The organism is Streptomyces sp. NPDC104106 (assembly GCF_055584345.1).
Genome location: NZ_JBVJMF010000016.1, coordinates 143,377 through 168,512, shown reverse-complemented (window position 1 = coordinate 168,512; position 25,136 = coordinate 143,377). Strand labels below are relative to the sequence as shown.

Annotated in this window: 22 protein-coding genes; 16 read left to right on the top strand and 6 right to left on the bottom strand. The window is 72.4% G+C overall.

The window, feature by feature from the left end:
* Positions 1–43: 43 nt before the first annotated feature.
* The gene (locus tag ACZ60X_RS31755; protein WP_469605799.1) at positions 44–1,792 is read right to left on the bottom strand and encodes a dolichyl-phosphate-mannose--protein mannosyltransferase; all 1,749 of its coding nucleotides are present in this window, start codon (positions 1,790–1,792) and stop codon (positions 44–46) included.
* A 101-nt stretch (positions 1,793–1,893) separates the two neighbouring features.
* On the opposite strand from ACZ60X_RS31755, the gene rsmI reads away from it, so the two are divergent.
* The 6 genes from rsmI (at position 1,894) to ACZ60X_RS31725 (ending at position 7,807) form a co-directional block, all read left to right on the top strand.
* Positions 1,894–2,742: a 16S rRNA (cytidine(1402)-2'-O)-methyltransferase gene (gene rsmI, locus ACZ60X_RS31750; RefSeq protein WP_469605797.1), complete on the top strand. Its 849-nt coding sequence runs from the start codon at positions 1,894–1,896 to the stop codon at positions 2,740–2,742.
* A 256-nt stretch (positions 2,743–2,998) separates the two neighbouring features.
* Positions 2,999–3,418: a hypothetical protein gene (locus ACZ60X_RS31745; RefSeq protein WP_469605793.1), complete on the top strand. Its 420-nt coding sequence runs from the start codon at positions 2,999–3,001 to the stop codon at positions 3,416–3,418.
* Between the two features lie 47 nt (positions 3,419–3,465).
* Complete coding sequence (locus ACZ60X_RS31740; protein ID WP_469605791.1) at positions 3,466–4,371, top strand: TatD family hydrolase; 906 nt, start codon at positions 3,466–3,468, stop codon at positions 4,369–4,371.
* Between the two features lie 117 nt (positions 4,372–4,488).
* Complete coding sequence (locus ACZ60X_RS31735; protein WP_469605788.1) at positions 4,489–5,973, top strand: ubiquitin-like domain-containing protein; 1,485 nt, start codon at positions 4,489–4,491, stop codon at positions 5,971–5,973.
* A 50-nt stretch (positions 5,974–6,023) separates the two neighbouring features.
* On the top strand, positions 6,024–6,917 hold the full coding sequence (gene rsmA / locus ACZ60X_RS31730; RefSeq protein WP_469605785.1) for a 16S rRNA (adenine(1518)-N(6)/adenine(1519)-N(6))-dimethyltransferase RsmA: 894 nt from the start codon (positions 6,024–6,026) through the stop codon (positions 6,915–6,917).
* Complete coding sequence (locus ACZ60X_RS31725) at positions 6,914–7,807, top strand: 4-(cytidine 5'-diphospho)-2-C-methyl-D-erythritol kinase (RefSeq protein WP_469605782.1); 894 nt, start codon at positions 6,914–6,916, stop codon at positions 7,805–7,807. The genes rsmA and ACZ60X_RS31725 overlap by 4 nt, the downstream gene beginning before the upstream one ends.
* A gap of 5 nt (positions 7,808–7,812) precedes the next feature.
* Here the strand turns inward: ACZ60X_RS31725 and ACZ60X_RS31720 are convergent, their stop codons facing one another.
* Positions 7,813–8,409, bottom strand: coding sequence for a Uma2 family endonuclease (locus ACZ60X_RS31720; protein ID WP_469605780.1), 597 nt, complete (start codon positions 8,407–8,409; stop codon positions 7,813–7,815).
* Positions 8,410–8,565: 156 nt separating this feature from the next.
* Between ACZ60X_RS31720 and ACZ60X_RS31715 the strand changes: the two genes are divergently transcribed.
* The 4 genes from ACZ60X_RS31715 to ACZ60X_RS31700 all read left to right on the top strand — a co-directional run bounded on the left by ACZ60X_RS31715 (position 8,566) and on the right by ACZ60X_RS31700 (position 15,428).
* Positions 8,566–10,374: an ABC-F family ATP-binding cassette domain-containing protein gene (locus ACZ60X_RS31715; RefSeq protein ID WP_469605776.1), complete on the top strand. Its 1,809-nt coding sequence runs from the start codon at positions 8,566–8,568 to the stop codon at positions 10,372–10,374.
* A 314-nt stretch (positions 10,375–10,688) separates the two neighbouring features.
* A complete protein-coding gene (locus ACZ60X_RS31710) occupies positions 10,689–12,569 on the top strand; it encodes an outer membrane protein assembly factor BamB family protein (protein WP_469605774.1) in 1,881 nt (626 codons plus the stop codon).
* Between the two features lie 84 nt (positions 12,570–12,653).
* Entirely contained in the window at positions 12,654–14,531 is a 1,878-nt protein-coding gene (locus ACZ60X_RS31705) for an outer membrane protein assembly factor BamB family protein (RefSeq protein WP_469605773.1), read from the top strand.
* 213 nt (positions 14,532–14,744) lie between these two features.
* Positions 14,745–15,428, top strand: a complete 684-nt coding sequence (locus tag ACZ60X_RS31700; RefSeq protein ID WP_469605772.1) for a helix-turn-helix transcriptional regulator — start codon at positions 14,745–14,747, stop codon at positions 15,426–15,428.
* A gap of 81 nt (positions 15,429–15,509) precedes the next feature.
* On the opposite strand, the gene ACZ60X_RS31695 is transcribed toward ACZ60X_RS31700, so the two are convergent.
* Entirely contained in the window at positions 15,510–15,872 is a 363-nt protein-coding gene (locus ACZ60X_RS31695) for a hypothetical protein (RefSeq protein WP_469605769.1), read from the bottom strand.
* Between the two features lie 22 nt (positions 15,873–15,894).
* Entirely contained in the window at positions 15,895–17,586 is a 1,692-nt protein-coding gene (locus tag ACZ60X_RS31690; protein WP_469605767.1) for a sodium:solute symporter family protein, read from the bottom strand.
* A 188-nt stretch (positions 17,587–17,774) separates the two neighbouring features.
* Here ACZ60X_RS31690 and galT point away from each other — a divergent pair, with 188 nt between their 5' ends.
* From galT to galK, 3 genes are read left to right on the top strand one after another with little or no spacing between them, the layout of a single operon-like run.
* Positions 17,775–18,836 (top strand): galactose-1-phosphate uridylyltransferase, encoded by a 1,062-nt coding sequence (galT, locus tag ACZ60X_RS31685; protein WP_469605765.1) that lies wholly within the window; start codon positions 17,775–17,777, stop codon positions 18,834–18,836.
* Positions 18,833–19,804, top strand: coding sequence for a UDP-glucose 4-epimerase GalE (galE, locus tag ACZ60X_RS31680; protein WP_469605763.1), 972 nt, complete (start codon positions 18,833–18,835; stop codon positions 19,802–19,804). The genes galT and galE overlap by 4 nt, the downstream gene beginning before the upstream one ends.
* Complete coding sequence (gene galK / locus ACZ60X_RS31675; protein WP_469605761.1) at positions 19,804–20,958, top strand: galactokinase; 1,155 nt, start codon at positions 19,804–19,806, stop codon at positions 20,956–20,958. Before galE ends, galK begins: the two co-directional genes overlap by 1 nt.
* A 954-nt stretch (positions 20,959–21,912) precedes the next feature.
* Here galK and ACZ60X_RS31670 read toward each other — a convergent pair.
* Positions 21,913–22,368, bottom strand: coding sequence for a GNAT family N-acetyltransferase (locus tag ACZ60X_RS31670; RefSeq protein ID WP_469605759.1), 456 nt, complete (start codon positions 22,366–22,368; stop codon positions 21,913–21,915).
* Positions 22,369–22,624: 256 nt separating this feature from the next.
* On the opposite strand from ACZ60X_RS31670, the gene ACZ60X_RS31665 reads away from it, so the two are divergent.
* Positions 22,625–23,392, top strand: a complete 768-nt coding sequence (locus ACZ60X_RS31665; protein ID WP_469605757.1) for a LuxR C-terminal-related transcriptional regulator — start codon at positions 22,625–22,627, stop codon at positions 23,390–23,392.
* On the opposite strand, the gene tamR is transcribed toward ACZ60X_RS31665, so the two are convergent.
* A complete protein-coding gene (tamR, locus tag ACZ60X_RS31660; RefSeq protein WP_469605754.1) occupies positions 23,351–23,848 on the bottom strand; it encodes a MarR family transcriptional regulator TamR in 498 nt (165 codons plus the stop codon). The two genes, ACZ60X_RS31665 and tamR, sit on opposite strands and share 42 nt — an antisense overlap.
* A gap of 89 nt (positions 23,849–23,937) precedes the next feature.
* On the opposite strand from tamR, the gene ACZ60X_RS31655 reads away from it, so the two are divergent.
* Both ACZ60X_RS31655 and ACZ60X_RS31650 read left to right on the top strand, forming a co-directional pair.
* Positions 23,938–24,774 carry a trans-aconitate 2-methyltransferase gene (locus ACZ60X_RS31655; protein WP_469605751.1) on the top strand — a complete coding sequence of 279 codons (837 nt, stop codon included), beginning with the start codon at positions 23,938–23,940 and terminating at the stop codon, positions 24,772–24,774.
* A gap of 1 nt (position 24,775) precedes the next feature.
* Positions 24,776–25,135 carry a VOC family protein gene (locus ACZ60X_RS31650; protein ID WP_469605749.1) on the top strand — a complete coding sequence of 120 codons (360 nt, stop codon included), beginning with the start codon at positions 24,776–24,778 and terminating at the stop codon, positions 25,133–25,135.
* Position 25,136: the final 1 nt, after the last annotated feature.

Sequence of the window (25,136 nt, the reverse complement as noted above, 5' to 3'; positions counted from 1 at the left end):
GAGGCGGGGCGGTCGGCCGCGCCCCCATGGCGTGCAGGCCCAGCTAGACCCACGTGTCCAGCCACATCCGCGACCTCCACTGGTCGATCGGGATCGCGGTGCCCGTGTACAGGGGCCAGAAGTAGATGAAGTTCCAGGCGATCAGCAGCACCAGCACGCCCGCCGCCGACGCGCCGACGACGCGGCGGGTGTCGGAGGAGCCCGGCGGGCCGATGATCGCGCCGATCAGCATCGCCACCGCCAGGCACAGGAACGGCAGGAAGACGACCGCGTAGAAGAGGAAGATCGTCCGCTGCTGGTACATGAACCACGGCAGATAGCCGGCCGCGATGCCGCAGGCGATCGCCCCGGCCCGCCAGTCGCGGCGCAGCGCCCAGCGCCACAGCACGTACAGGATCGCGAAACAGGCCGCCCACCACAGCAGCGGCGTACCGATCGCCAGCACCTCGCGCGCGCACTTCTGGCCCGCGTCCGACGGGCAGCCGTCCGCACCGGGGTTGGGGGACTCGTAGAAGTACGACACCGGGCGGCCCAGCACGATCCAGCTCCACGGGTTGGACTGGTAGGTGTGCGGGGAGGTCAGCCCGACGTGGAACTCGTACACCTCGTGCTCGTAGTGCCACAGGCTGCGCAGCCAGTCCGGCAGGAACGTCCAGCTGCCGCCCCTGCCGTCGGTGGCCGCCCAGTTGCGGAAGTAGCCGCCCGTGCCGTCGGTGGGGGAGAGGATCCAGCCGAGCCAGGACAGCAGGTAGACGGCGACCGCCACCGGAACGGTCGCGACGAAGGCGAGGCCGGTGTCGTACTTCAGAGCTGCGGCATACGGGTGAGAGGCACCCGCTGTCCGCCGGGCGCCGACGTCCCACAGGACCGCCATCACGCAGAACGCGGCCAGGATGTACAGGCCGTTCCACTTGGTGCCGATGGCCAGGCCCAGCATCAGCCCGGCCGCCCAGCGCCAGGGGCGCAGGCCGAAGCGGAAGGTGTCGGCCACGCGCGCGTCCGGGCGGACCCGGCCGTCGGGGTCGGCCGGCAGCGCGGCGGCCAGTTTCGCCCGCGCCCGGTCCCGGTCGAGGACGAGGCAGCCGAACGCGGCCACCACGAAGAACATCAGCACGCCGTCCAGCAGCGAGGTCCGGCTCATCACGAAGTGCAGGCCGTCCACCGCCATCAGCGTGCCCGCCAGGCAGCCGAGGAACGTCGAGCGGAAGATCCGGCGCCCGATCCGGCACAGCAGCAGCACGCTCAGCGTGCCCAGCAGCGCCGTCATGAACCGCCAGCCGAACGGGTTGAACCCGAAGACCAGCTCGCCCAGCCCGATGACGTACTTGCCGACCGGCGGGTGCACGACGTACGACGCGTCCGTCGGGATCGCGAGATGGCCGTGCGTCTGCAGCACGAGGTCGTTGGCGTTCTTGTCCCAGTTGACCTCGAAGCCGCGGTGGACGAGCGCCCACGCGTCCTTGGCGTAGTACGTCTCGTCGAATATCACCGCGCGCGGGCTGCCCAGGTCCCAGAACCGCATCAGGCCCGCCACCAGCGTCACCAGCAGCGGTCCGGCCCAGGCCGAGACGCGGGTGATCCGGTCGGCGAGGACCGGCGGCACACCGAGCACCTGCCACAGCCGCGGGCCCGGTTCGGCGTACGGCGGCACCAGCCGGTCGCGCACGTCGCCCGACGGCGCATCCTCGGCCGGTACGTACCCGAATCGGCGCAGCCGCTGCTGCCACGCCGGCCGCCGGTCGTTCGGCGTCCGGCCCTGCCGGAGGTCCATGGAGGACGCGGTACTGGTCACCGCGCCATCGTAGGGAACCGTTCTGTGCGCGTCCCGTGCATGCGCCGTACCGGGTCGTCGTCGCAGGCGGGGCTCTCAGTGGTTGCTGCGAGGATGGGGGTGTGACTGGAACCCTTGTCCTCGCAGGTACCCCCATCGGCGCCATCGCGGACGCGCCGCCCCGGCTCGCCGAGGAGCTGGCCGGCGCCGACGTGGTCGCGGCCGAGGACACCCGGCGGCTGCGCCGGCTCACCCAGGCCCTCGGCGTCACGCCCAAGGGGCGCGTCGTGTCGTACTTCGAGGGCAACGAGTCCGCCCGCACCCCGGAGCTGGTCGAGGACCTGCTCGGCGGCGCGCGCGTGCTGCTCGTGACCGACGCCGGGATGCCGTCCGTCTCGGACCCGGGCTACCGGCTGGTCGCGGCCGCCGTCGAGAAGGACATCCGGGTCACCGCCGTGCCCGGCCCGTCCGCCGTGCTCACCGCGCTCGCCCTGTCCGGGCTGCCGGTCGACCGGTTCTGCTTCGAGGGGTTCCTGCCGCGCAAGGCGGGAGAGCGGCTGTCCCGGCTGCGGGAGGTCGCCGGCGAGCGGCGCACGCTCGTCTACTTCGAGGCCCCGCACCGGCTCGACGACACCCTCGCGGCCATGGCCGAGGCCTTCGGCGCCGAGCGCCGGGCCGCCGTCTGCCGCGAGCTGACCAAGACCTACGAGGAGGTACGGCGCGGTCCGCTCGGCGAGCTGGCCGAGTGGGCGGCGCAGGGGGTGCGCGGGGAGATCACCGTCGTGGTCGAGGGGGCGCCCGAGACCGCGCCCGAGGAACTCGACGCGGAGGAGCTGGTGCGCCGGGTGCGGGTGCGGGAGGAGGCCGGCGAGCGGCGCAAGGAGGCGATCGCGGCGGTGGCGGTGGAGGCCGGGGTGCCGAAGAGAGTCGTGTTCGACGCGGTGGTCGCGGCCAAGCGCTCCGCCGGATGAGCCGTCCCCCTGCTCTTCCCCGACCCTGAAAACCCCCTCTGAGCAGGGGCGTTCACGGTTGAGCGGGAGGGCCACGGGAAGGCAAAAGGCTGTCGCCGATGGCAAAGCGGAAACGGACCGGACGGGGCGTATTCGGCAAGGAAGCGCCAAATCGCCTCCAACACTCGACAGGCCGGATGCGTTCGGCTCCGCGGAAGCGTCCACTGGTCGAAGGGACGCACACAGGTCCCTCGTCCAGCGGACAAGAGGAGCTGGCATGGGCGAGATCGCAGGGCAGACCGGCCTCCGGGGTACGGCCACAGCCGTCGTTCACGAGTCGTATTCGTTCGCCTGCATGCGATGCGGGCACGGCTGGGAGCAGTCGTACGAGATAGAGCACCACACGGACGCCGAGGGGCAGGAGTTCGTGATGTACGTGGCCGAAGGCCGGGTCGTGCCGTCGCCGCTGAGCCGGCCCAACTGCCAGAACTGCGACGGTCACGTCGTGCGGATCATGCGCGCCGGACAGGTCTCGTCGGTGCGCGGCGCCGGGGAGCGGCAGCACAGCGTGCCGCAGGCGGGTCCGGTCGAGTCGCCGCAGGTGCCCGCCGTGGCCGTGGCGCCCGCGGCGCCCCGCGAGCCGCACCACTGGCATCTGTCGGATCTCCTGCACCCCTTCCAGCGCAAGGCGGGCTGAGCGGATCGCCGGCGGCCGACGGCATGCCCCTTTCGTAGGATCGGGGCATGCCTTCGAACGCCGGCCAGAGCACCAGGGACGACAAGAGCGACAAGAACAGCGCGCCGCCGCTGCCCGCACCGCTCCAGGTGCCCGTCGCCGACTCCCACACCCACCTCGACATGCAGTCGGGCACCGTCGGGGAAGGGCTCGCGAAGGCCGCCTCCGTGGGCGTCACCACCGTCGTCCAGGTCGGCTGCGACATCAAGGGCTCGCGCTGGGCCGCCGAGACCGCCGCCGCGTACGACAGCGTCCACGCCACCGTCGCCCTGCACCCCAACGAGGCCCCGCGCATCGTCCACGGCGACCCCGACGGCTGGTCCCGTCAGGGCGCCCGGGAACCGGGCGGAGACGCGGCGCTCGACGAGGCCCTCGCCGAGATCGACCGGCTGGCCGGGCTGCCCCAGGTCAAGGGCGTCGGCGAGACGGGCCTGGACCACTTCCGCACCGGTCCCGAGGGCAAGGCGGCCCAGGAACGGTCCTTCCGCGCCCACATCGAGATCGCCAAGCGGCACGGCAAGGCGCTGGTCATCCACGACCGCGAGGCGCACGCCGACGTCCTGCGCGTCCTGAAGGAGGAGGGCGCCCCCGAGCGCACCGTCTTCCACTGCTACTCCGGCGACGCGGAGATGGCGCGGATCTGCGCCCGCGAGGGCTACTTCATGTCCTTCGCCGGCAACGTCACCTTCAAGAACGCCCAGAACCTGCGCGACGCCCTGGAGGTCGCCCCGCTGGAACTGGTGCTGGTCGAGACCGACGCGCCCTTCCTGACCCCGGCGCCCTACCGGGGCCGGCCCAACGCGCCGTATCTGATCCCCGTCACGGTCCGTGCCATGGCCGCCGTGCGCGGCACCGACGAGGACACGCTGGCGACGGCCCTGGCCGCCAACACCGCGCGGGCCTTCGGCTACTGAGCACAAGCGCGCGTGCGCGCAACTGTGCGTAGTCGCGTCGCTTTGGAGAGTGACGCCCGCTCCGCTAGGTTCTGGGGGCCAATCCGGACCCCTCTGGCACCCCTGGAGCGTGTCGGCGTGAGCAAGTCGCAGTACGAGACGTTCGAGACGTACGAGGCCTACGAGGCCTACGAGACCTACGAGCCGTACGGCCCCGAGCGGGTCTCGGCCCTGGTGTACGGCCGCGGCGCGTCCGTGCACGGCCCGCAGAGCCCGTCGTACGGCCCGTGCGAGGACACCTACCGGCCCGCTTACGAGGCGCAGGCGTACTACGTCACCGAGCCGGCACTGCCCCGGCAGGCCGCGGCGCCGGAGCCGGAGGTGTACGAGGCGGAGTACGGCAGCGGGTACGACGAGGACGACGACGGGGGGAGCGACGGGGAGGGCGAGGGCGCGTACGGCCCCTCGGAGCCCGCCGCGGTGAGCGGGCGGGTCGCGCACCGGCGCAGGGCGCGCTCTGCCCCGCGCCCGGAGTCCGCCGCGCGCCGTCTGCTGCCGCAGGCGCTGGTCGTGGCCTTCCTGGCCGGTGGTACCACCGCGTTCATCGCGAAGGACAAGGCGGTCGAGCTGACCGTCGACGGCAAGCAGCGCACCCTGCACACCTTCGCCGACGACGTGCGGGAGCTGCTCGCGGACGAGGGCGTGCGGGTGGGGCCGCACGACATGATCGCGCCCGCCCCCGGCGCGGCGCTCGCCGGCGGTGACGCCGTCGCCGTGCGCTACGGGCGCCCGGTCCGGCTCACCCTGGACGGCGAACGGCGCGAGGTGTGGACGACGGCGCACACCGTGGCAGGAGCGCTGGCGGAACTGGGCGTGCGCGCCGAGGGCGCGTACCTGTCCGCCTCGCGCTCCCAGCCCATCGGGCGCGCCGGGCTCGCGCTCGACGTGCGCACCGAGCGCGCCGTCACGGTCATGGCCGACGGGCGCGCCCGCACCATCCGCACCAACGCCGCCACCGTCGGCCAGGCGGTCCAGGAGGCCGGGATCACCCTGCACGGCGAGGACGCCACCTCCGTGCCGCCGGACAGCTTCCCGCGCGACGGCCAGACGGTCACCGTGCTGCGGATCAGGGGCACCCGGGAGATCCGCGAGGAGCAGATCCCGTTCCCGGTCCGGCGCGCCGAGGACCCCTCCCTCTTCCAGGGCACCGAGGTCGTCGCCCAGCCCGGCCGGCCCGGCCTGCGGCGCGACACCTACCTGCTGCGCACCGTCAACGGGGTCCGCGAGAGGCCGCGCCGGGAGACCTCCGAGGTCGTGCGTACGCCGCGCCCGCAGATCGTGAAGGTGGGGACCAGGAAGCCGCCGCCCTCCGTGTCCGGCGCCGACGGGCTGAACTGGCGCGCCCTCGCCGCCTGCGAGTCCGGCGGCCGCCCGGACGCGGTCGACCCCTCGGGCACCTACGGCGGGCTCTACCAGTTCGACACCCGCACCTGGCACAGCCTCGGCGGCAGCGGCCGCCCCCAGGACGCGTCGGCCGAGGAACAGACCTCCCGCGCGAAGAAGCTGTACGTGCGGCGCGGGGCGACGCCGTGGCCGCACTGCGGGGCGCGACTGCACGGGTGAGCGCCGGACAGCGGTGCGGGGGGTTCCCCGCGGCCCCGTACCCTTGTCCCGTGAGCAGCCCCACCCCCGAAGCCCTCCTCGGCCCCGCCGACATCCGTGAGCTGGCGGCCGCGCTCGGTGTCCGTCCCACCAAGCAGCGCGGCCAGAACTTCGTGATCGACGCGAACACGGTCCGCCGTATCGTCCGCACCGCCGAGGTCCGCCCCGACGACGTGGTCGTCGAGGTCGGCCCGGGGCTCGGGTCCCTCACGCTCGCGCTGCTGGAGGTCGCCGACCGGGTCACCGCCGTCGAGATCGACGACGTGCTCGCCGCGGCCCTCCCCGCCACCGTGGGGGCGCGCATGCCGGCGCGCGCGGACCGGTTCGCCCTGGTCCACTCCGACGCGATGCACGTCACCGACCTGCCCGGCCCGGCCCCGACGGCCCTCGTCGCGAACCTGCCCTACAACGTGGCCGTCCCGGTGCTGCTGCACATGCTGGACACCTTCCCCAGCATCGAGCGGACCCTCGTCATGGTGCAGTCCGAGGTCGCCGACCGGCTGGCCGCGGCGCCCGGCAACAAGGTGTACGGCGTGCCGTCCGTGAAGGCCAACTGGTACGCCGAGGTGAAGCGGGCCGGGGCGATCGGCCGCAATGTCTTCTGGCCCGCGCCGAACGTCGACAGCGGGCTGGTCTCGCTGGTCCGGCGGGCCGAGCCGATCAAGACGACGGCCGGCAGGAAGGAGGTCTTCGCGGTCGTCGACGCGGCCTTCGCGCAGCGCCGCAAGACCCTGCGGGCGGCACTGGCCGGCTGGGCCGGGTCGGCCGCCGCCGCCGAGGCCGCCCTGGTCGCGGCCGGGGTCTCGCCGCAGGCGCGCGGGGAGTCGCTGACCGTGGAGGAGTTCGCGCGCATCGCCGAGCACAGGGGCGCGGGGACCACCGAGCACGGGGAGAGCGGCGAGTGAGCGTCACCGTACGCGTCCCGGCCAAGGTCAACGTCCAGCTCGCGGTCGGCGCCGCCCGCCCCGACGGGTTCCACGACCTCGCCAACGTCTTCCTCGCCGTCGGCCTGTACGACGAGGTCACCGTGGCCCCGGCCGACGAACTGCGGGTCACCTGCGCGGGACCGGACGCCGACCAGGTCCCCCTCGACCGCACCAACCTCGCCGCGCGCGCCGCGATCGCCCTCGCCGCGCGCCGGGGCATCGAACCGGACGTCCACATCCACATCGCCAAGGACATCCCGGTCGCGGGCGGCATGGCGGGCGGCAGCGCGGACGGCGCGGGCGCGCTGCTCGCCTGCGACAGGCTGTGGGGCACGGGCGCCTCGCGGGCCGAACTCCTCGCCATCTGTGCGGAGTTGGGCAGCGATGTGCCGTTCAGCCTGGTGGGCGGGGCGGCGCTCGGAGTCGGACGCGGGGAGCGGCTGACCACCCTGGACGTGGGCGGCACGTTCCACTGGGTGTTCGCGATGGCCGCGCGGGGGCTGTCGACGCCCGCGGTCTTCCGGGAGTTCGACCGGCTGGCGGAGGGACGGGAGATCCCGGAGCCGGTGGCCTCTGCTGAGCTGCTTCAGGCGCTGGCGAAGGGGGACGCGGACGCGCTGGCCGCGGCTGTGTCCAATGATCTCCAGCCTGCCGCCCTGTCCCTGTTCCCGGAACTGGCCGACACGCTGGAGGCCGGGCGGGGGGCGGGTGCGCCGGCCGCGCTGGTGTCAGGTTCCGGGCCTACGACGGCCTTCCTCGCGCGGGATGCGGAGGCGGCGGAGAAGGTGGCCCAGGCCCTGCGGGCGTCGGGGACATGCAGGGCGGTGCGGACTGCGGTGGGGCCGGTGGCGGGGGCGACGGTTCTCTGACGGGGTCAGAGGTTGTCGATGGCGCTCAGGTCGATGTCGATGGGGTAGGGCTTGTCGACCTTGATCCGGTCGCGGTGCATGCCGGTGTGGATGTACGCCCTGGTGAGCGGGTCGAGCTCGTAGACGTGGATGACGGGCCTGCCATCTGTCCCGCTCGCTTCGACGCGCCAGAAGTTGGGGATGCCGGCGGCAGCGTATTTCTGCGGCTTGGTTGTGCGATCGCGGGACTCGGACTCGGGCGAGACCACTTCGACGGCCAAAAGTACGTCGCCGGCCTGGTAACTCGTCTGCTCCGGCCCGGTGATCGCGTCGGCCCGGATCACGCTCACATCGGGTTCGGGGCCGTTGCGCCTGTCGAGGACCACGGTCATCTCCCGGCTGACCCTGAATTCGGCAGGCAGGCCACTGCTGCGCAGGCCGAAGACAAGCAGGTCAACCACGTTCCCATGGAATCGGCGCTGCGGACTCACGAAAACCAGGCTCCCGTCGATCAGCTCGGTGTGCGGCGGGAGATCCGGCAGAGTGAACAGGTCGTCCACGGTGTATCCGTCCAGTGGCGGCACCGGCCATTGAACGTGGTGCTCTACGGACTCGGCGGTCATGGTTCCTCCCATGGGCAAGATCCTGCTGCCTGCCCTCCACGGTAGCGGTCCGTTCCCGATCACGTCATCACAAAGAGTGACTACTCCCTCGCGCTCCGCCCCCGCCCCCGGAGGCCCTACGCTAGAAGGCTGACCGTCCCCGCGCACAGGAGTGAAATGGCCGTCAACCTGGTCAATGTCGAGAACGTCAGCAAGGTGTACGGCACCCGTGCCCTGCTCGACGGCGTCTCGCTCGGTGTGTCCGAAGGGGACCGGATCGGGGTCGTCGGACGCAACGGCGACGGCAAGACCACCCTCATCCGGATGCTCGCCAAGCTGGAGGAGGCCGACACCGGGCGGGTCACCCACTCCGGCGGGCTGCGGCTCGGCGTGCTCACCCAGCACGACTCCCTCGACCCGGCCGCCACTGTCCGGCACGAGGTCATCGGCGACATGGCAGACCACGAGTGGGCCGGCAACGCCAAGGTCAGGGACGTGCTGACCGGGCTGTTCGGAGGGCTCGACCTCCCGGGCTTCCCCAAGGGGCTCGACACCGTCATCGGACCGCTCTCCGGTGGCGAGCGGCGCCGGATCGCGCTCGCCAAGCTGCTCATCGAGGAACAGGACCTGATCGTCCTCGACGAGCCCACCAACCACCTCGACGTCGAGGGCATCTCCTGGCTCGCCCGCCATCTGCGCAGCCGCCGCTCGGCACTGGTGTGCGTGACGCACGACCGGTGGTTCCTCGACCAGGTCTGCACGCGCATGTGGGACGTGCAGCGCGGCGACGTCTACGAGTACGAGGGCGGCTACTCCGACTACGTCTTCGCGCGTGCGGAGCGTGAGCGGATCGCCGCCACGGAGGAGGTCAAGCGGCAGAACCTGATCAGGAAGGAGCTGGCCTGGCTGCGGCGCGGCGCGCCCGCGCGTACGTCCAAGCCGCGCTTTCGGATCGAGGCGGCCAACGAGCTGATCGCCGACGTGCCGCCGCCCCGGGACAGCTCGGAGCTGATGAAGTTCGCCTCCTCGCGGCTCGGCAAGACCGTCTTCGACCTGGAGGACATCACCGTCCAGGCCGGGCCCAAGGTACTGCTCAAGCACGTCACCTGGCAGCTCGGCCCGGGCGACCGGATCGGTCTCGTCGGCGTGAACGGCGCCGGCAAGACCTCGCTGCTGCGGGCCATGGCCGCCGCCGCGCGCAGCGAGGGCGAGGAGCAGCCGGCCGGCGGCCGGATCGCCGTCGGCAGGACGGTCAAGCTCGCCTACCTCTCCCAGGAGGTCGCCGAACTCGACCCGACCTGGCGGGTACTGGAGGCCGTCCAGGACGTGCGCGAGCGCGTCGACCTCGGCAAGGGGCGGGAGATGACCGCCGGGCAGCTGTGCGAGACGTTCGGCTTCAACAAGGAGAAGCAGTGGACGCCGGTCGGCGACCTGTCCGGCGGTGAGCGCCGCCGGTTGCAGCTCCTGCGGCTCCTCATGGACGAGCCCAACGTCCTCTTCCTGGACGAGCCCACCAACGACCTCGACATCGAGACCCTGACCCAGCTGGAGGACGTCCTCGACGGCTGGCCCGGCTCGATGATCGTCATCTCCCACGACCGCTTCTTCGTCGAGCGCACCACCGACCGCGTCTTCGCGCTCCTCGGCGACGGCACCCTGCGGATGCTGCCGCGCGGTATCGACGAGTACCTGGAGCGGCGGCAGCGGATGGAGGAGGCGGTCGCCGCGCAGGCCGCCGCCGCGGCACCCAAGCCGGCCACCACCGAGAAGAGCGCCGCCGACCAGCGCACCGCCAAGAAGGAACTGCAGAAGATCGAGCGCCAGTTGGACCGGATCTCCGAGAAGGAGACCGCGCTGCACGCCCAGATCGCCGAGAACGCCACCGACTTCGCGAAGGTCGCCGAACTGGACGCCCGGCTGCGGGACCTCGCCGGGGAGCGCGAGGAACTGGAGTCGCGCTGGCTGGAGTTGGCGGAGGACGCGTAGCGCGGGGAGCGCGTCCCTGCGGCGTGAACCGGCCAACGCGGGCCCTCGCCGGAGCACTCCGTGACCAGGGGCGCGGCGGCCTTCCCGGCGGCGCGCGGGGCCGGTGCGTGCGCCGCGTGAAGGGGGCGTGAAGGCGCGTAACGGCGGCATCACGGGCCGGTTCTCCCTTGGGAACAGGGGCGGAACCGAGCCCGTGCGCTGTCAGGGGCGGGTGATAGAAAGGGCCGTCTGAGAACTGTCTGAGTAACGACCCAGGGTCCGTCAAGACCCTCAGGGCGTGGCTAAAAATCAGTGAACGAGGGGGAAGAGCGCTGATGACCCAGCCGCCCAACCAGCCGCCGCAGGGCGGATTCGGAGCGCCGCAGGACCAGCCGCCGCAGGGCGGTGGATTCGGCGCCCCGCAGACGCCGCCGGCCCAGGGCGGTTTCGGCCCCCCGAGCACCCCGCCCGCCCCGAGCACCCCGCCCGCCCCGAGCGCCCCCGGCGCTCCGCAGACCCCTCCGGCCGCCCCGCAGGGCGCCCCCGCGCCGCCGGCCCAGCCGCCCGCGGCCCCGCCGCAGCCGCTGGCTGCCCTGCAGCCCGGCTACGGCTACCCGCAGCAGCCGGGCCCGTACGGCGCCCCGGCCGTGCAGAACCCGTACAACGCCCCGACCGCGCCGGGCACTTCGGGCCCCTACGGCCAGCCGCAGCAGCCGGGCCCCTACGGGGCCGCCCCGCAGCCCGGGTACGGCTACCCGCAGCAGACCCCCTACCCGGGCGCGCCCGGTGCCGGTCCGGGAGCCGGGGACGGCGCCGGGAAGAAGAAGACGGCGCTGATCGTCGCTGCCGTGGTCGCCGCGCTGGCCGTCATAGGCGGCACCGTCTACGCGGTCACCGGCGGCGCGGACGGCAAGAAGAAGCCCGTCGCGCAGCAGAGCGGCGGCCCCGGGAACTCCGCGTCGCCCAGCGCGTCCGGCGGCGGCGACGACCCGGAGAACCTCAACGCGGGCCGCAAGGCGGGCGAGGCGAAGGTGCTCTGGTACAAGTCGGCGCCGGACGTGCCCGGTTCCGGCGCCGACGCGCCCGGCATGTGGGTCACCGACAAGGTGGCGGTGAAGGCGGCCTACAAGCAGGTCTTCGCCTACGACGTCGCCGACGGCAAGCCCGCCTGGGCGCCGATCAGCCTCCCGCAGAAGATCTGCGCGGTCACCCGGCAGAAGTCCGCCGACGACAAGGTCGTCGTGGCCTACATGAGCGGTGTCAGCGACAACGCCAAGTGCAACCAGCTCCAGCAGATCGACCTCGCCACCGGCCAGAAGGGCTGGAGCGGCCAGGTCGCCGACGGCGGCCTGTTCGACTCCGCGATCACCATCGAGCTGACCGTCAGCGGCAAGACGCTGATGGTGTCGCGTTCGGAGTCGGGCACGGCGTACGACATCGACAGCGGCAAGAAGCTGTACGACAAGCAGAAGTACGGCACGGCCTGCTTCCCGGCCGCCTACGCGGGCAGTGACACCCGGCTGGTCCAGGTGGCCTCCTGCGCCGCCGGCACGGACACCGAGCACGACGAGATCCAGGAGCTGGACCCGGCCACCGGCAGGGTCGAGTGGACCCAGCCGGTCAAGAAGGGCTGGCAGGTCAGCCGGGTCTACTCCCTCGACCCCCTGGTGGTCTACCTGACCAACCAGGACAAGAAGGAGTGGAACATCTCCACCTTCACCAAGGACGGCAAGTTCCGCTCCGAGGTCAAGGTCGACGAGAAGTTCGCCCCGCGCTGCGGCTGGCAGATCCTCGAACGCGATCTCCAGGGCTGCCAGGGCGTCGTCGCGGACGCCGACACGCTCTACCTGCCGACGGACACCACCGGCAGCGCCAACGAGATCGTGGCGATCGGCCTCGCCGACGGCAAGGCCGCCTGGCGGGCCAAGTCCCCGGCGGACACGCCGATGTACCCGATGAAGGAGGAGGGCGGCAAGCTCGTCGCGTACGTGCAGCCGTCGTACGACACGGGTGGCCAGGTGGTCTCGCTGCCGGTGACCGGTTCCTCGCACGCGACCACCAAGCTGCTCCAGAACCCCTCGGGCACGGCCCAGGTCGAGGCCACCTTCTTCAACGGCGTCATCGACTGGTCCGGCGGGCGGTTCTACATCTCGGCCGGCCGGCTGTCCGGCAGTGACCAGTCGAAGGAGAAGCTGATCATGGCCTTCGGCAACTGAGCCGCGGCCCTGCCCGACGCTTCCCGTCCGCCCGCCCCCGTACCGGCCCGCCGGCCGTCCGAGCCTCACCGAGGTACCCGCGTCATGACCCAGCCGCCTCCTCCGCCGCCGAACCAGCCCCCGCAGCAGGGCGGTTTCGGCCCTCCGAGCCCGACCCCGCCCCCGAACGCGCCCGCGGGCCCGCCCCCGAGCGCCCCTCAGGACCAGCCGCCCGCCGCCCCGCCGGCGCCCCCCGCGCTCCCGGCCCCCCAGCAGCAGCCGGGTTACGGCTACCCGCAGCCGGCCCCGCAGCCGGGATACGGCTATCCTCAGCCGGCGCCGGCTCCGCAGCCGCCGCCGCCCGGATACGGCTACCCCGGCGGGCAGCAGAGCCCGTACGGGCAGCAGTCGGCCGCCCCCTACGGCGCCGCGGGTCCGCAGAACCCGTACGCCCAGCCGACGCAGCCGATGCAGGGCGCGCAGCCCGCCTACGGCTACCCGGGCCAGCCGGCGACCGTGCCGATGCAGTCGTCGGGGCAGGGCGCAGGCGGGCGGAACAACACCACCCTGCTCATCGTCGTGGCGGCGGTCGTCGCCATCGCGCTGCTCGTCGGCGGGGGCGTCTGGTACGCCTCTTCCTCCGGCGGTGACGGCAAGAAGCAGGACACCGCCTCCACCGCCGGCGGCGGCTCGGGCGGCGGGAGCGGCGGCGGTGGCGGGGGCACGGCCACCGGCGGCAAGGAGAAGGTGCCCGCCGATCCGGCCTCCCACGCGCTCTTCCAGGTCCCGCTGCCGCAGACGGCCGACACCGTCGTCACCTCGGGTTCATGGCTGACCGGCAAGGTGTACGCCAAGAGCGGCGTCGCCGAGGTCGTCGGCTACGACCCGGCCAAGGGCACCAAGCTGTGGACGATCAAGCTGCCCGGCCCGGTCTGCGCGGCCAGCGACCACGTCACTTCGGACGACCGGACGGCGATCGCCTACCAGCCGAGGACGCCCGGGAAGAACTCCTTCGCGGGCTGCACCCAGATCTCCGCGATCGACCTCGACGCGGGCAAGAAACTGTGGACGAAGTCGGTCAACACCGGTGACACGCCGATCAGTTTCGAGAACATCACGGTCGCTCAGCACACGGTCGCGGTCGGCAGCACCAACGGCGGCGCCGCGCTCGACCTGGACTCCGGCAAGCTGCTGTGGCAGCCCAAGCCGGGCGACACCTGCTACGACGCGGGGTACGGCGGCGGCGCCAAGCTGGTCGCGGTGCGCAAGTGCGGCGACTACGACAACCAGCAGCTCCACATCCAGAACATCGACCCGCAGTCCGGGAAGGTGATCTCGGAGTACAAGATGGACGCCGGTATCGACTACGCCTCGGTCGTCTCCACCGACCCGCTGGTGGTGGCGGCCAAGGCCGGCAGCGACAGCAAGGCCCTGGACTACTTCTCCATCGACGGCAAGACCGGCAGGCTGCTCGCCCACATCGCCGCGCCCAGCGACACCTACGGGGGCGAGTGCGACGGCATCACCCGGGTCGAGGGCTGCAAGGAGATCGTCGTCGGCGGCGGCAAGCTGTATCTGCCGACCGCGCAGCACGACGGTTCCGGCCAGTTCGGCCAGACCAACGAGATCGTCTCCTTCGACCTGACGACCGGCAAGCCGACCGGGCAGCGTGCCGAGGCCGGCGACGGCTACACGCTCTCCCCGCTGCGCATGGACGGCGGCAACCTGATCGCGTACGACCGGCCGCCGTACGACAAGGGCGGGCAGATCGTCAGCATCGACGGCAACAGCTTCAAGTCGACCAAGCTGATGGAGAACCCGGCCGCGACCGACGTGCACGAGGCTGAGACCACCATGCTGCCGGAGGCTGCGGAGATCCTCTTCGGCGACGGCAGGCTGTTCATGTCGGCGGTGTACGCGCACAAGTCGTACGTGGCGTCCCAGAAGGAGTATCTGGTGCTCGCCTTCGCCACCAACGGCTGAGACCGGCCGAGACTCTCGCCCGAACGGGTGAATGCCAAGAAGTGCCCCGGATTTCATCGATCCGGGGCACTTCTCATCAACAGGGGCGGCAAGACGTCGAACAAGCGTGTAGCTTCCGGGGGCATGAAGGGCGAGGCGCCGGGGGGCCCTCTGTCCTTGCGGACCGGTGGACGTCCATAGTGGGGCATCCATGGGGGACTGGGGGGTGGCTCTATGGGAGTACGGCTCATGGTCGTCGACGACCATCGCCTGCTCGCGGAGGCGCTGGCGTCGGCGCTCAAGCTGCGCGGGCACCGGGTGCTGGCCGCCGCGGCGCCGGCCGCGGGCGCCGCGGACCTGGTCATCGCGCGGGCGCCGGAGGTGTGCCTGCTGGGCACGGCGGCACCGGCCGAGCCCGGGGCGTTCGACCCGGTGGTGAAGATCAAGCGGGAGCGGCCGCAGGTGGCGGTGGTCGTGCTCGGCCCGGTGCCGTCGCCGCGCGGCATCGCGGCCGCGTTCGCGGCGGGAGCGGTGGGGTACGTCCGGCACGACGAGCGGATCGAGGGCGTCGAGCGGGCCATCATGAAGGCCCGGGCGGGGGAGGCCGCGGTGGCCCCGCAGCTGCTCCAGGGCGCCTTCGGGGAGCTGCTCAACCCGGCGGCCCAGCCCGACGACGAGGCGCAGCGGCTGCTGGAGATGCTCACCCCGCGGGAGGTGGAGGTCCTGGTCCGGGTGGCCGACGGCGAGGACACCCGGCTGATCGCGGCCGGCATGGGCATCGCCCCGAGCACCGCGCGGACGCATGTGCAGCGGGTGCTGATGAAACTGGGCGTCGGCTCGCGCCTGGAGGCGGCGGCACTGGCCGCGCGCACGGGGCTGCTGGACCGGGCCGGGCCGCTGGACCCCGGCCCCGGGTAGGCACCCCGCGGTGCTGCCGCCCCGAACGGGCGCGGGGGACCGCGCGACCGGCCCTCCCCGCGCCCGCGGTCGGGAACGGTGCTACCGCCCCTCCCCCTGCTGCTCCGCCTGAGGCGGCGGCGGGGGCGTCGGCCTGAGGCGCAGCCAGGCCAGGAAGAAGATGCCCAGCAGGAGCATGCCGATCCCGGTCCACAGGTTGATGTTGACGCCCTGGGCCTTGTCGATGGCCGCCCGGGAGTCGGTGATGCCGGTGATCGTGACGATGACGCCGTACACCACGAACAGGCCGCCGATGATGCGGCGCAGGTCGAAGATGCGGGCCGCGGTCGCGGACTTGCCCTCCAGCTCGGTGACCTCCCGCTGGACGTCGTCCTCGCTGTAGTGGAAGCGCCCGGGGCCCTCGTGGCCCTCGTGTTCGCGGTCGGCGCGCGCGTTGTCGCTCATGGTTTCCTCCGGTCCTTCCGCGTCAGAACGAGAACGGGATGTAGCAGGCGGCGGCCAGGACGACCGCGCCCCAGCCCAGCAGGGCGGGCTTGCGGTACCAGGCGTCGTCGCCGGCGGCGGGCGGTTCGGACATGCCGGGGGACCGGGTGCCGTAGACCAGGCCCTGGAGTTCCTCGGCCGGCTTGGGCTTGGTGAAGAAGGACACGGCGATCATCACGACGGCGCCGGCGACGAAGCCCGCGATCGCGGAGACGAAGTTGGCGCCCTGGTCGGAGGGGATCGAGATGATGCCCTTCTTGTAGAGCACGAAGTAGTTGACCATCGCGGTCACGGTGCCCGCGAGCAGGCCCCAGAAGCCGGACTTGGCGGACGCGCGCTTCCAGAACATGCCGACGATGAAGACCACGAACATCGGCACGTTGAAGAAGGAGAACAGCGTCTGCAGGTAGCTCATGATGTTCGAGAACGAGGACGCCAGGAACGCCGTGCCGACCGAGGCGGCCACGCCGATCGCGGTGATCAGGCGGCCGAAGCGGACGTAGTAGGCGTCCTCGCGGCCGCGCACCACGTACTTGGCCCAGATGTCGTTCGTGAACACGGTGTTGAACGACGACACGTTGGCCGCCATGCCCGCCATGAAGGCGGCGAGCAGACCGGTGACCGCGATGCCGAGCACGCCGTTGGGCAGCAGCTCCTGCATCAGGAACGGGATGGCGTCGTTGTACTGGTAGCCGGAGGACGCGGTGCCGAAGTGCGGGATCAGCGCGGCGGCGACCAGGCCGGGGATCATCACCAGGAAGACGATGAAGATCTTCGGGTAGGCGGCGATCAGCGGGGTGCGCTGGCCGGCGGAGAGGTTCTTCGCGGACAGGGCGCGCTGCACCTCGGCGAAGTTGGTCGTCCAGTAGCCGAAGGACAGCACGAAGCCGAGGCCGAGGACGATGGTCAGCCAGTTCGCGCCGAGCGGGTTGACGCTGCCGATGCCCGTGCCGCCCCACGCGGTGGTGAAGTTCGCGCCGTGGGTCTCGGTGAGCTTGTGGGTCAGGCCGCCCCAGCCGCCGACCTTCTTCAGGCCGAGCACGACGATCGGGATCAGGGCCGCGAGGATCACGAAGAACTGCAGCACCTCGTTGTAGATCGCCGAGGACAGACCACCGAGGGTGATGTACGCGAGCACGAACGCCCCGGCGACGACGATGGCGACCCACTGCGGCCAGCCCAGCAGCGCCTCGACGACGATCGCGAGCGCGTAGAGGTTGACGCCCGCGATCAGGATGGCGGCGAAGGCGAACAGGATCGAACTGAGCAGGTGGGCGGCCCGGTCGAAGCGCAGCAGCAGGAACTCGGGGACCGAGCGGACCTTGCTGCCGTAGTAGAACGGCATCATCACCAGGCCCAGGAAGACCATGGCCGGGATGGCGCCGATCCAGTACCAGTGCACGGTGTAGGCGCCGTACTGGGCGCTGTTCGCGGCCATGCCCAGGATCTCGGTGGCCGCCAGGTTCGCCGAGATGAAGGCGAGGCCGGTGATCCAGGCGGGCAGCGAGCGTCCCGAGAGGAAGAAGTCGAGGCTGGTCTTCACCGAGCGGCGGGCGGCGAAGCCGATGCCGAGCACGACGACGAAGTAGATCGCCAGGATCGTGTAGTCCAGCCAGTTGGTGGGGAGCCGTAGCCCCGCCGCCAGGGTGACGTGGCCGTATGTGGGGGTTTGCATGAGAACTCGCTTCGTTGCGCGAACTGGTCCTGGGCGGAACCTACGCCTCCGCGTTTAGGAAATGAACACTTCTGTTGGTGTTCTTTGTTTGATTGTGATGATCCTGGGTGTGGTCGGTTGTGGTCTGTTATGTTTAATTGTGTTGAGTGATTGGGTGCGGACGTAGAAGGACGTAGAGGAGTCCGGCGTTGAAGAAGACCTCGACACGGCTGGCCGACGGCCGTGAGCTGATCTACTACGACCTTCGGGACGACACCGTCCGGGACGCCGTCGACCGCCGTCCCCTGGACCGCACGGTCACCACGTCCGAGGTCCGCCGGGACATGCTGCTCGGTGACGCGGTGGCGATCGCCTCGCACCGCCAGGGCCGCACCTACCACCCGCCGGCCGACGAGTGCCCGCTGTGCCCGACGCACGGCGACCGGCTCAGCGAGATCCCGGACGCGTCGTACGACGTCGTCGTCTTCGAGAACCGCTTCCCCTCGCTCGCCGGCGACTCCGGCCGCTGCGAGGTCGTCTGCTTCACCTCCGAGCACGACGCCTCCTTCGCCGATCTCACCGAGGAGCAGGCGCGGCTGGTGCTGGACGCCTGGACCGACCGCACCTCGGAGCTGTCGCATCTGCCCTCCGTCGAGCAGGTCTTCTGTTTCGAGAACCGTGGCGAGGAGATCGGCGTGACCCTGGGCCACCCGCACGGGCAGATCTACGCCTACCCCTTCACCACCCCGCGCACCGCCCTGATGCTCCGCTCGCTCGCCGCGCACAAGGAGGCGACCGGCGGGGAGAACCTCTTCGACGCGGTCCTGGAGCGGGAGCTGGCCGGCGAGCGGGTGGTCCTGGAGGGCGAACACTGGGCGGCCTTCGTGCCGTACGCGGCGCACTGGCCGTACGAGGTCCACCTGTACCCCAAGCGTCGCGTACCCGACCTGCTCGCGCTCGACGAGGCGGCACGCACAGAGTTTCCCCAGGTGTATCTGGAACTGTTGAGGCGCTTCGACCGGATCTTCGGCGAGGGTGAGCCCCGCACGCCGTACATCGCGGCCTGGCACCAGGCCCCGTTCGGCACGCTGGAGGAGTTCGACGGCGTGACGCGCGACGACTTCGCGCTCCACCTCGAGCTTTTCACCATCCGCCGCACTTCCGGCAAGCTGAAGTTTCTCGCGGGTTCCGAGTCCGGCATGAGCGTGTTCATCAACGACGTGCCGCCGGAGCGCGCGGCCGAGCGACTGCGAGAGGTAGCGAGTTCATGAAGTACCTGGTGACGGGCGGGGCGGGCTACGTCGGCAGCGTGGTCGCCCAGCACCTGCTGGAGGCCGGCCACGAGGTCACGGTCCTCGACAACCTCTCCACCGGCTTCCGCGAGGGCGTCCCGGCCGGCGCCGCCTTCGTCGAGGGCGACCTCCGCGACGCCGCCAAGTGGCTCGACCCCTCCTACGACGGCGTGCTGCACTTCGCCGCGTCCTCGCAGGTCGGCGAGTCGGTGGTGAAGCCCGAGAAGTACTGGGACAACAACGTCGCCGGCTCCCTCGCCCTGCTCGGCGCGATGCGCGAGACGGGCGTGCGCACGCTGGTCTTCTCCTCCACGGCGGCGACCTACGGCGAGCCGGAGCAGGTCCCGATCACGGAGAGCGCGCCGACCAGGCCGACCAACCCCTACGGGGCCTCCAAGCTCGCCGTCGACCACATGATCACCAGCGAGGCGAACGCCCACGGCCTGGCCGCGGTGTCGCTGCGCTACTTCAACGTGGCCGGCGCGTACGGCGCCTACGGCGAGCGGCACGATCCCGAGTCGCACCTGATCCCGCTGGTCCTCCAGGTCGCCCAGGGCCGCCGCGACGCCATCTCGGTCTACGGCGACGACTACGCCACCCCCGACGGCACCTGCGTGCGCGACTACATCCACGTGGCGGACCTGGCCGAGGCCCACCTGCTGGCCCTGACGGCCGCCCGGCCGGGCGAGCACCTGATCTGCAACCTCGGCAACGGCAACGGCTTCTCCGTCCGCGAGGTCATCGAAACGGTCCGCGAGGTCACCGGCCACCCGATCCCCGAGGTGGCCGCCCCGCGCCGGGCCGGCGACCCGGCGGTCCTGGTCGCCTCGGCGGACACGGCCCGCGAGAAACTGGGCTGGAACCCGTCCCGCGCGGACCTCGCGGGAATCGTCGCGGACGCCTGGGAGTTCGCGCGGCACATCGAGAAGTCTGCAAGGGAGCACTAGTGGGGGCACAGCAGGTCGCGCAGCGCTTCGCCGAGCTGTACGGGGCGCAGCCGCAGGGCGTGTGGGCGGCGCCGGGCCGGGTCAACCTGATCGGCGAGCACACCGACTACAACGACGGCTTCGTGATGCCGTTCGCGCTGCCGCACCAGGCGGTCGCGGCGGTCTCCCGCCGGGACGACGGCATCCTGCGCCTGCACTCGGCGGACGTCGAGGGCGGCGTGGCGCAGCTGCGCATGGACGCCCTGGAGCCCGGCGGCGACAGCGAGTGGACGGCGTACCCGGCGGGCGTGGTCTGGGCCCTGCGCGAGGTGGGCCACGCGATCACGGGCGCGGACGTCCACCTGTCCTCGACGGTCCCGACGGGCGCGGGCCTGTCCTCGTCGGCGGCGCTGGAGGTCGTGATCGCCCTGGCGCTCAACGACCTCTACGAGCTCGGGCTGCAGCGCTGGAAGCTGGCCCGGCTGTGCCAGCGCGCCGAGAACGTCTACGTCGGCGCGCCGACCGGGATCATGGACCAGACGGCGTCGGCCTGCTGCGAGGGGGGCCACGCGCTCTTCCTCGACACCCGCGACCTGTCCCAGCAGCAGATCCCCTTCGACCTCGCGGCCGAGGGGCTGCGCCTGCTGGTGGTCGACACCCAGGTCAAGCACGCGCACAGCGGCGGCGAGTACGGCAAACGCCGGGCCGGCTGCGAGAAGGGCGCGGCCCTGCTCGGCGTCGACGCCCTGCGGGACATCCCCTATGCCGACCTGGACGCGGCGCTGGAGCGGCTCGGCGACGAGGAGGAGGTGCGCCGCCTCGTCCGGCACGTGGTGACGGAGGACGAGCGGGTCGAGCGCACCGTGCGCCTGCTGCGCGCCGGCGACACCCGCGCCATCGGCCCGGTCCTCTCCGAGGGGCACGCCTCCCTGCGCGACGACTTCCGCATCTCCTGCCCGGAGCTGGACCTGGTCGTCGACACGGCCCTCGCGGCCGGCGCCCTGGGCGCCCGCATGACGGGCGGCGGCTTCGGCGGCTCGGCCATCGTCCTGACGGAGGCCGCCGAGGTGGACACCCTGACGAAGACCATCGAGGACGCCTTCACCGAGGCCGGCTTCACGACCCCGCGGATCTTCGAGGCGGTCCCGTCGGCGGGGGCGCGGCGGCTGGTCTGAGTCTGCCCCGACCTCGCCAGCCCCGCCCGACCGGTGCGGGGCGCTGCCGCTGGGGGTCGAGGCCGGAAACCTGGCGGAGCGGGTCGGGTACGCGTTGCCTTCCGCCGAACGCCGGGGGGGCGCCTCCGTCGGGGGTACCGGTGTCCGGCAACGCGCCTCCGTCAGCGTCCGGCGCGGCGGCGCCCTCCGGGCCCGCCGCCGCGCGGCACTGACCATCGAGCGGCTGCGGGCAGGCGGCCCGCCACCGCCGGCCGCCGCCGCCCCGCGCCCGCATGTGCCGTGGCCTCCGGCTCTCGTGCTGCCGTGCGTGTCCGCTCGCGGCATCGCCACCGGCCCTCGTGCTGCCGCCGTGCGTGTCTGCTTGCGCCGTCGCGAGCGGCTCTCGTGCTAGCCGCGCCGGGTTCGCTCGCGCCGTCGTCTCCGGCTCTCGTGCCGCCGTGCCGCGCCCGCTTGCCCTCGTGCTGCCGTCCGTGTCTGCTTGCGCCGCCGTTACCGGCTCTCGTGCCGCCGCCACCGGCCCTCGTGCCGCCATCACCGGCTCTCGTGGCGCTGTCACTGGCACTTGCGCCGCTGTCACTGGCCCTCTCGTGGCGCCGTCACCGGCCCTTGCGCCGCCGACACTGACCCTTGCGCCGTCGTTACCGGCCCTTGCGCCGCTGTCACTGGCCCTCGTGGCGCCGTCACCGGCCCTTGCGCCGCCGACACTGACCCTTGCGCCGTCGTTACCGGCCCTTGCGCCGCCGTCACCGGCCCTCGCGCCGCCGCGCCGCGCCGCGCCGTGCTCGCGCCGTCGTCTCCGGCCCCGCCCCGCGCCCCCGCTCCCGGCGCTCGCTCGAACCACAGCCGCCGGCACTCGCGCGGACGGGTCCGCCCGGCTCGCGTGTTCCGCCGTGGCCCGCCGGTCTGCCGGCGCCGCCGTCATACCCGCCGGGGACCGCGTCGCGGTGGGCCGCGTCAGCGCAGCCGCTTCGTCAGCGTGTACTCCGTGACCCCCGGCGGATAGTCCGGGATCACGCACACCACCTCGTAGCCCTGCTTCTCGTAGAAGCGCGGGGCCTGGAAGTCCCAGGTCTCCAGGCGGGCGGCGGTGCAGGCGCGGCCGGTGCGGGCGATGCGTTCCGCCCTCGCCAGCAGGTGGGAACCGAGGCCCGCGCCGCGGTGGGCCGCGTCGACCCACAGGTAGGTGACGTGCAGCCAGGTCGCCCAGGTGTGGCCCACGAGGCCGCCCGCCAGATCGCCGGAGCCGTCCAGCGCCCAGACGTGGAGGGGGACTTCGCGCGCGCCGGGGGTGCCCCGCAGGGCCGCCAGCACCGGGGACGCCGCCGTGTTGGTGTCCCGCAGCCGCGAGCGGAGCAGATCACGTCGGCCTTTGTCGACTTCCGCCTCAATACGAAACATGCGGCACACCATAAACGCGCCGGACGGCCAGTTCTGTAAATCTCCTTCCGCTGCGTGCTCGCATCCGTACTCTGAGGAGCAGTACCGGTGGGGGCCGGTGCTGCTCAGGGGGCGAGACATGCGGGTACGGCGCCCGCGGTGGGGGTAGCAGTCTCCGCGACGGCGGCGGCCGTGCGGCGCGCGTCCTCCCCGTGGGTGTCGTACCCGTGGGCGTTTCCCAACCTTTTGGTATCCCCTGCTCCGTGCGGAGCCCGGGGAAGGGGGTTTCGTGGTTCGTATCCGAGTCCTGGTCGTGGACGACCACCGCATCTTCGCCGAGTCGCTCGCCGCCGCCCTGGCCGCCGAGCCGGACGTCGAGGTCTCCGCCGCCGGCAGCGGCCCCGCCGCGCTGCGCTGCCTGGAGCGGGCCACCGGTGACGGCCGCCGTTTCGACGTCCTGCTGGTCGACGCGGACCTCGGCGGCACCGTGCCCGGCAGCCGCCCGGCCGTGCCCGTGCAGGAGGGCAACGCCGAGGGGCTCGTCGACGGGATCTCGCTCGTGGGCGGCGTCCGGACCGCCCACCCCGCCGTGCGGATCGTCGTGCTCGCCGAGAAGGACGACCCCCGGCGCGCGGCGCTCGCGCTCCAGGCCGGTGCCTCGGGCTGGGTCGCCAAGGACTGCTCGCTGTCCCGGCTGCTCACGGTGATCCGGGGGGTGCTGCGCGACGAGACGCATCTGCCGCCCGCCCTGCTCACCGGCGTGCTGCGCGAGCTGACCGCCGCCCGCCGGCACCGCACCGAGAGCGAGCGGCTGGTGGAGGCCCTCACCCCGCGCGAGCGGGAGGTGCTGCGCTGCATGGTCGCCGGACTGGGCCGCAAGGCCGTCGCCGAGCGGCTGTTCCTCTCCCCGCACACCGTGCGCACCCACATGCAGAACGTCCTCGGCAAGCTCGGCGTGCACTCCACGCTGGCCGCCGTCGCGCTCGCCCGGCGCGCGGGGGTCGGGCCGGCCGACCTAGCCGGGGATGTTGTCGAACGGGGCGGTCAGCTGGCGTAGCAGCCCGGCCAGCTCGGCCCGCTGGGCGCGGGACAGTTCGGCGAGGATGGCCCGCTCCTGCTCCAGCAGCCCCGCGAGCGCCTGGTCGGCGCGGTCCCGGCCGGTGTCGGTCAGCCGCACCAGGACGCCCCGCCGGTCACTCGGATCGGGCAGCCGCTCCACCAGGCCCTTCTTGGCCAGCCGGTCGATGCGGTTGGTCATCGTGCCCGACGTGACCAGGGTCTGTGTCAGCAGTTGGCCGGGGGAGAGCTGGTACGGCGTGCCCGCGCGCCGCAGCGCGGTCAGCACGTCGAACTCCCAGGGCTCCAGCTGGTGCTCGGAAAACGCGATCCGGCGTGCGCGGTCCAGGTGCCGGGCCAGTCTGCTCACCCGGCTGAGCACTTCCAGCGGCTCCACGTCGAGGTCCGGGCGCTCCCGGCGCCACGCTGCGACCAGCCGATCGACCTCGTCCTCCATGGCGATCAGTGTAGTGGTTGTGTCGACGTGAAGTCTCTTGATCTCAAGTGTCTTGACATCGAGATAACCAGGGGAGGAGAGTGAGAGGCATGACGAACTCCGTGACCGACCCCTCGCACCCGCCCGTCTGGGACCCCGGGCAGTACCTGCGGCACGCCGGACACCGGGCGCGCCCCTTCGCCGACCTCCTCGCCCGCGTCCCCGCCCTGCCGACCCCGCGTCCCCGCATCGCCGACCTCGGCTGCGGCCCCGGCAACGTCACCGTCCAGCTCACCGAACGCTGGCCGGCCGCGCACGTCACCGGCTACGACAACTCCCCCGAGATGCTCGACAGGGCCCGCACCGACCACGAGGCCCCCACCGCCGGGGGAGGCCGGCTGGACTTCGCCGCCGCCGACGCCCGCACCTGGACGCCCGGGGAGCCGTACGACCTGATCGTCTCCAACGCGACCCTGCAGTGGGTGCCGGGCCACGCCGACCGGTTCGCCGACTGGATCGCCGCCCTCGAGCCCGGCGGCACCTTCGCCTTCCAGGTCCCCGACAACATCGACGCCCCGCTGCACGCCCTGATGCGCGACCTCGCCGGCACGCCCCGCTGGAAGGCCCGCCTCGCCGACGTCCTGCGCCGCACCGACTCCGTGCAGACCCCCGGCGCCTACCTGGACCGCCTCGCCCGCCTCGGCTGCGCGACCGACGTGTGGCAGACGACGTACCACCACGTGCTGGAAGGCGAGGACCCCGTCCTGGACTGGGTGAAGGGCACCGGTCTGCGGCCCGCCCTCACCGCGCTCGCCGACGACCCCGAGGCGCGGGACGCCTTCCTCGCCGAGTACCGGGACCTGCTGCGCGAGGCCTACCCGAGCGCGCCGTACGGCACGGTCCTGCCGTTCCGCCGGCTGTTCGCCGTCGCCGTGAAGGAGGCCTGACATGCTCGTCGCGGTCGATCACGTGCAGCTGGCCGCCCCGCCCGGGTCGGAGGACGCGCTGCGGGCGTACTACGTCGGCGTCCTCGGCATGACCGAGATCCCCAAGCCGCCGGTGCTCGCCGCGCGCGGCGGCTGCTGGTTCGAGGCGGGCCACGTCCAGCTCCACGTCGGCATCGAAGAGGACTTCCGGCCGGCGAAGAAGGCACACCCCGGGCTCCGGGTCACCGGCATCGAGGCGTACGCGGCCCGGCTCGGCGCCAAGGGCGCCCCGGTGACCTGGGACGACAACCTCCCCGGCCACCTGCGCTTCTACTCGCAGGACCCGTTCGGCAACCGGCTGGAGTTCCTCCAGCCCCGGTGAC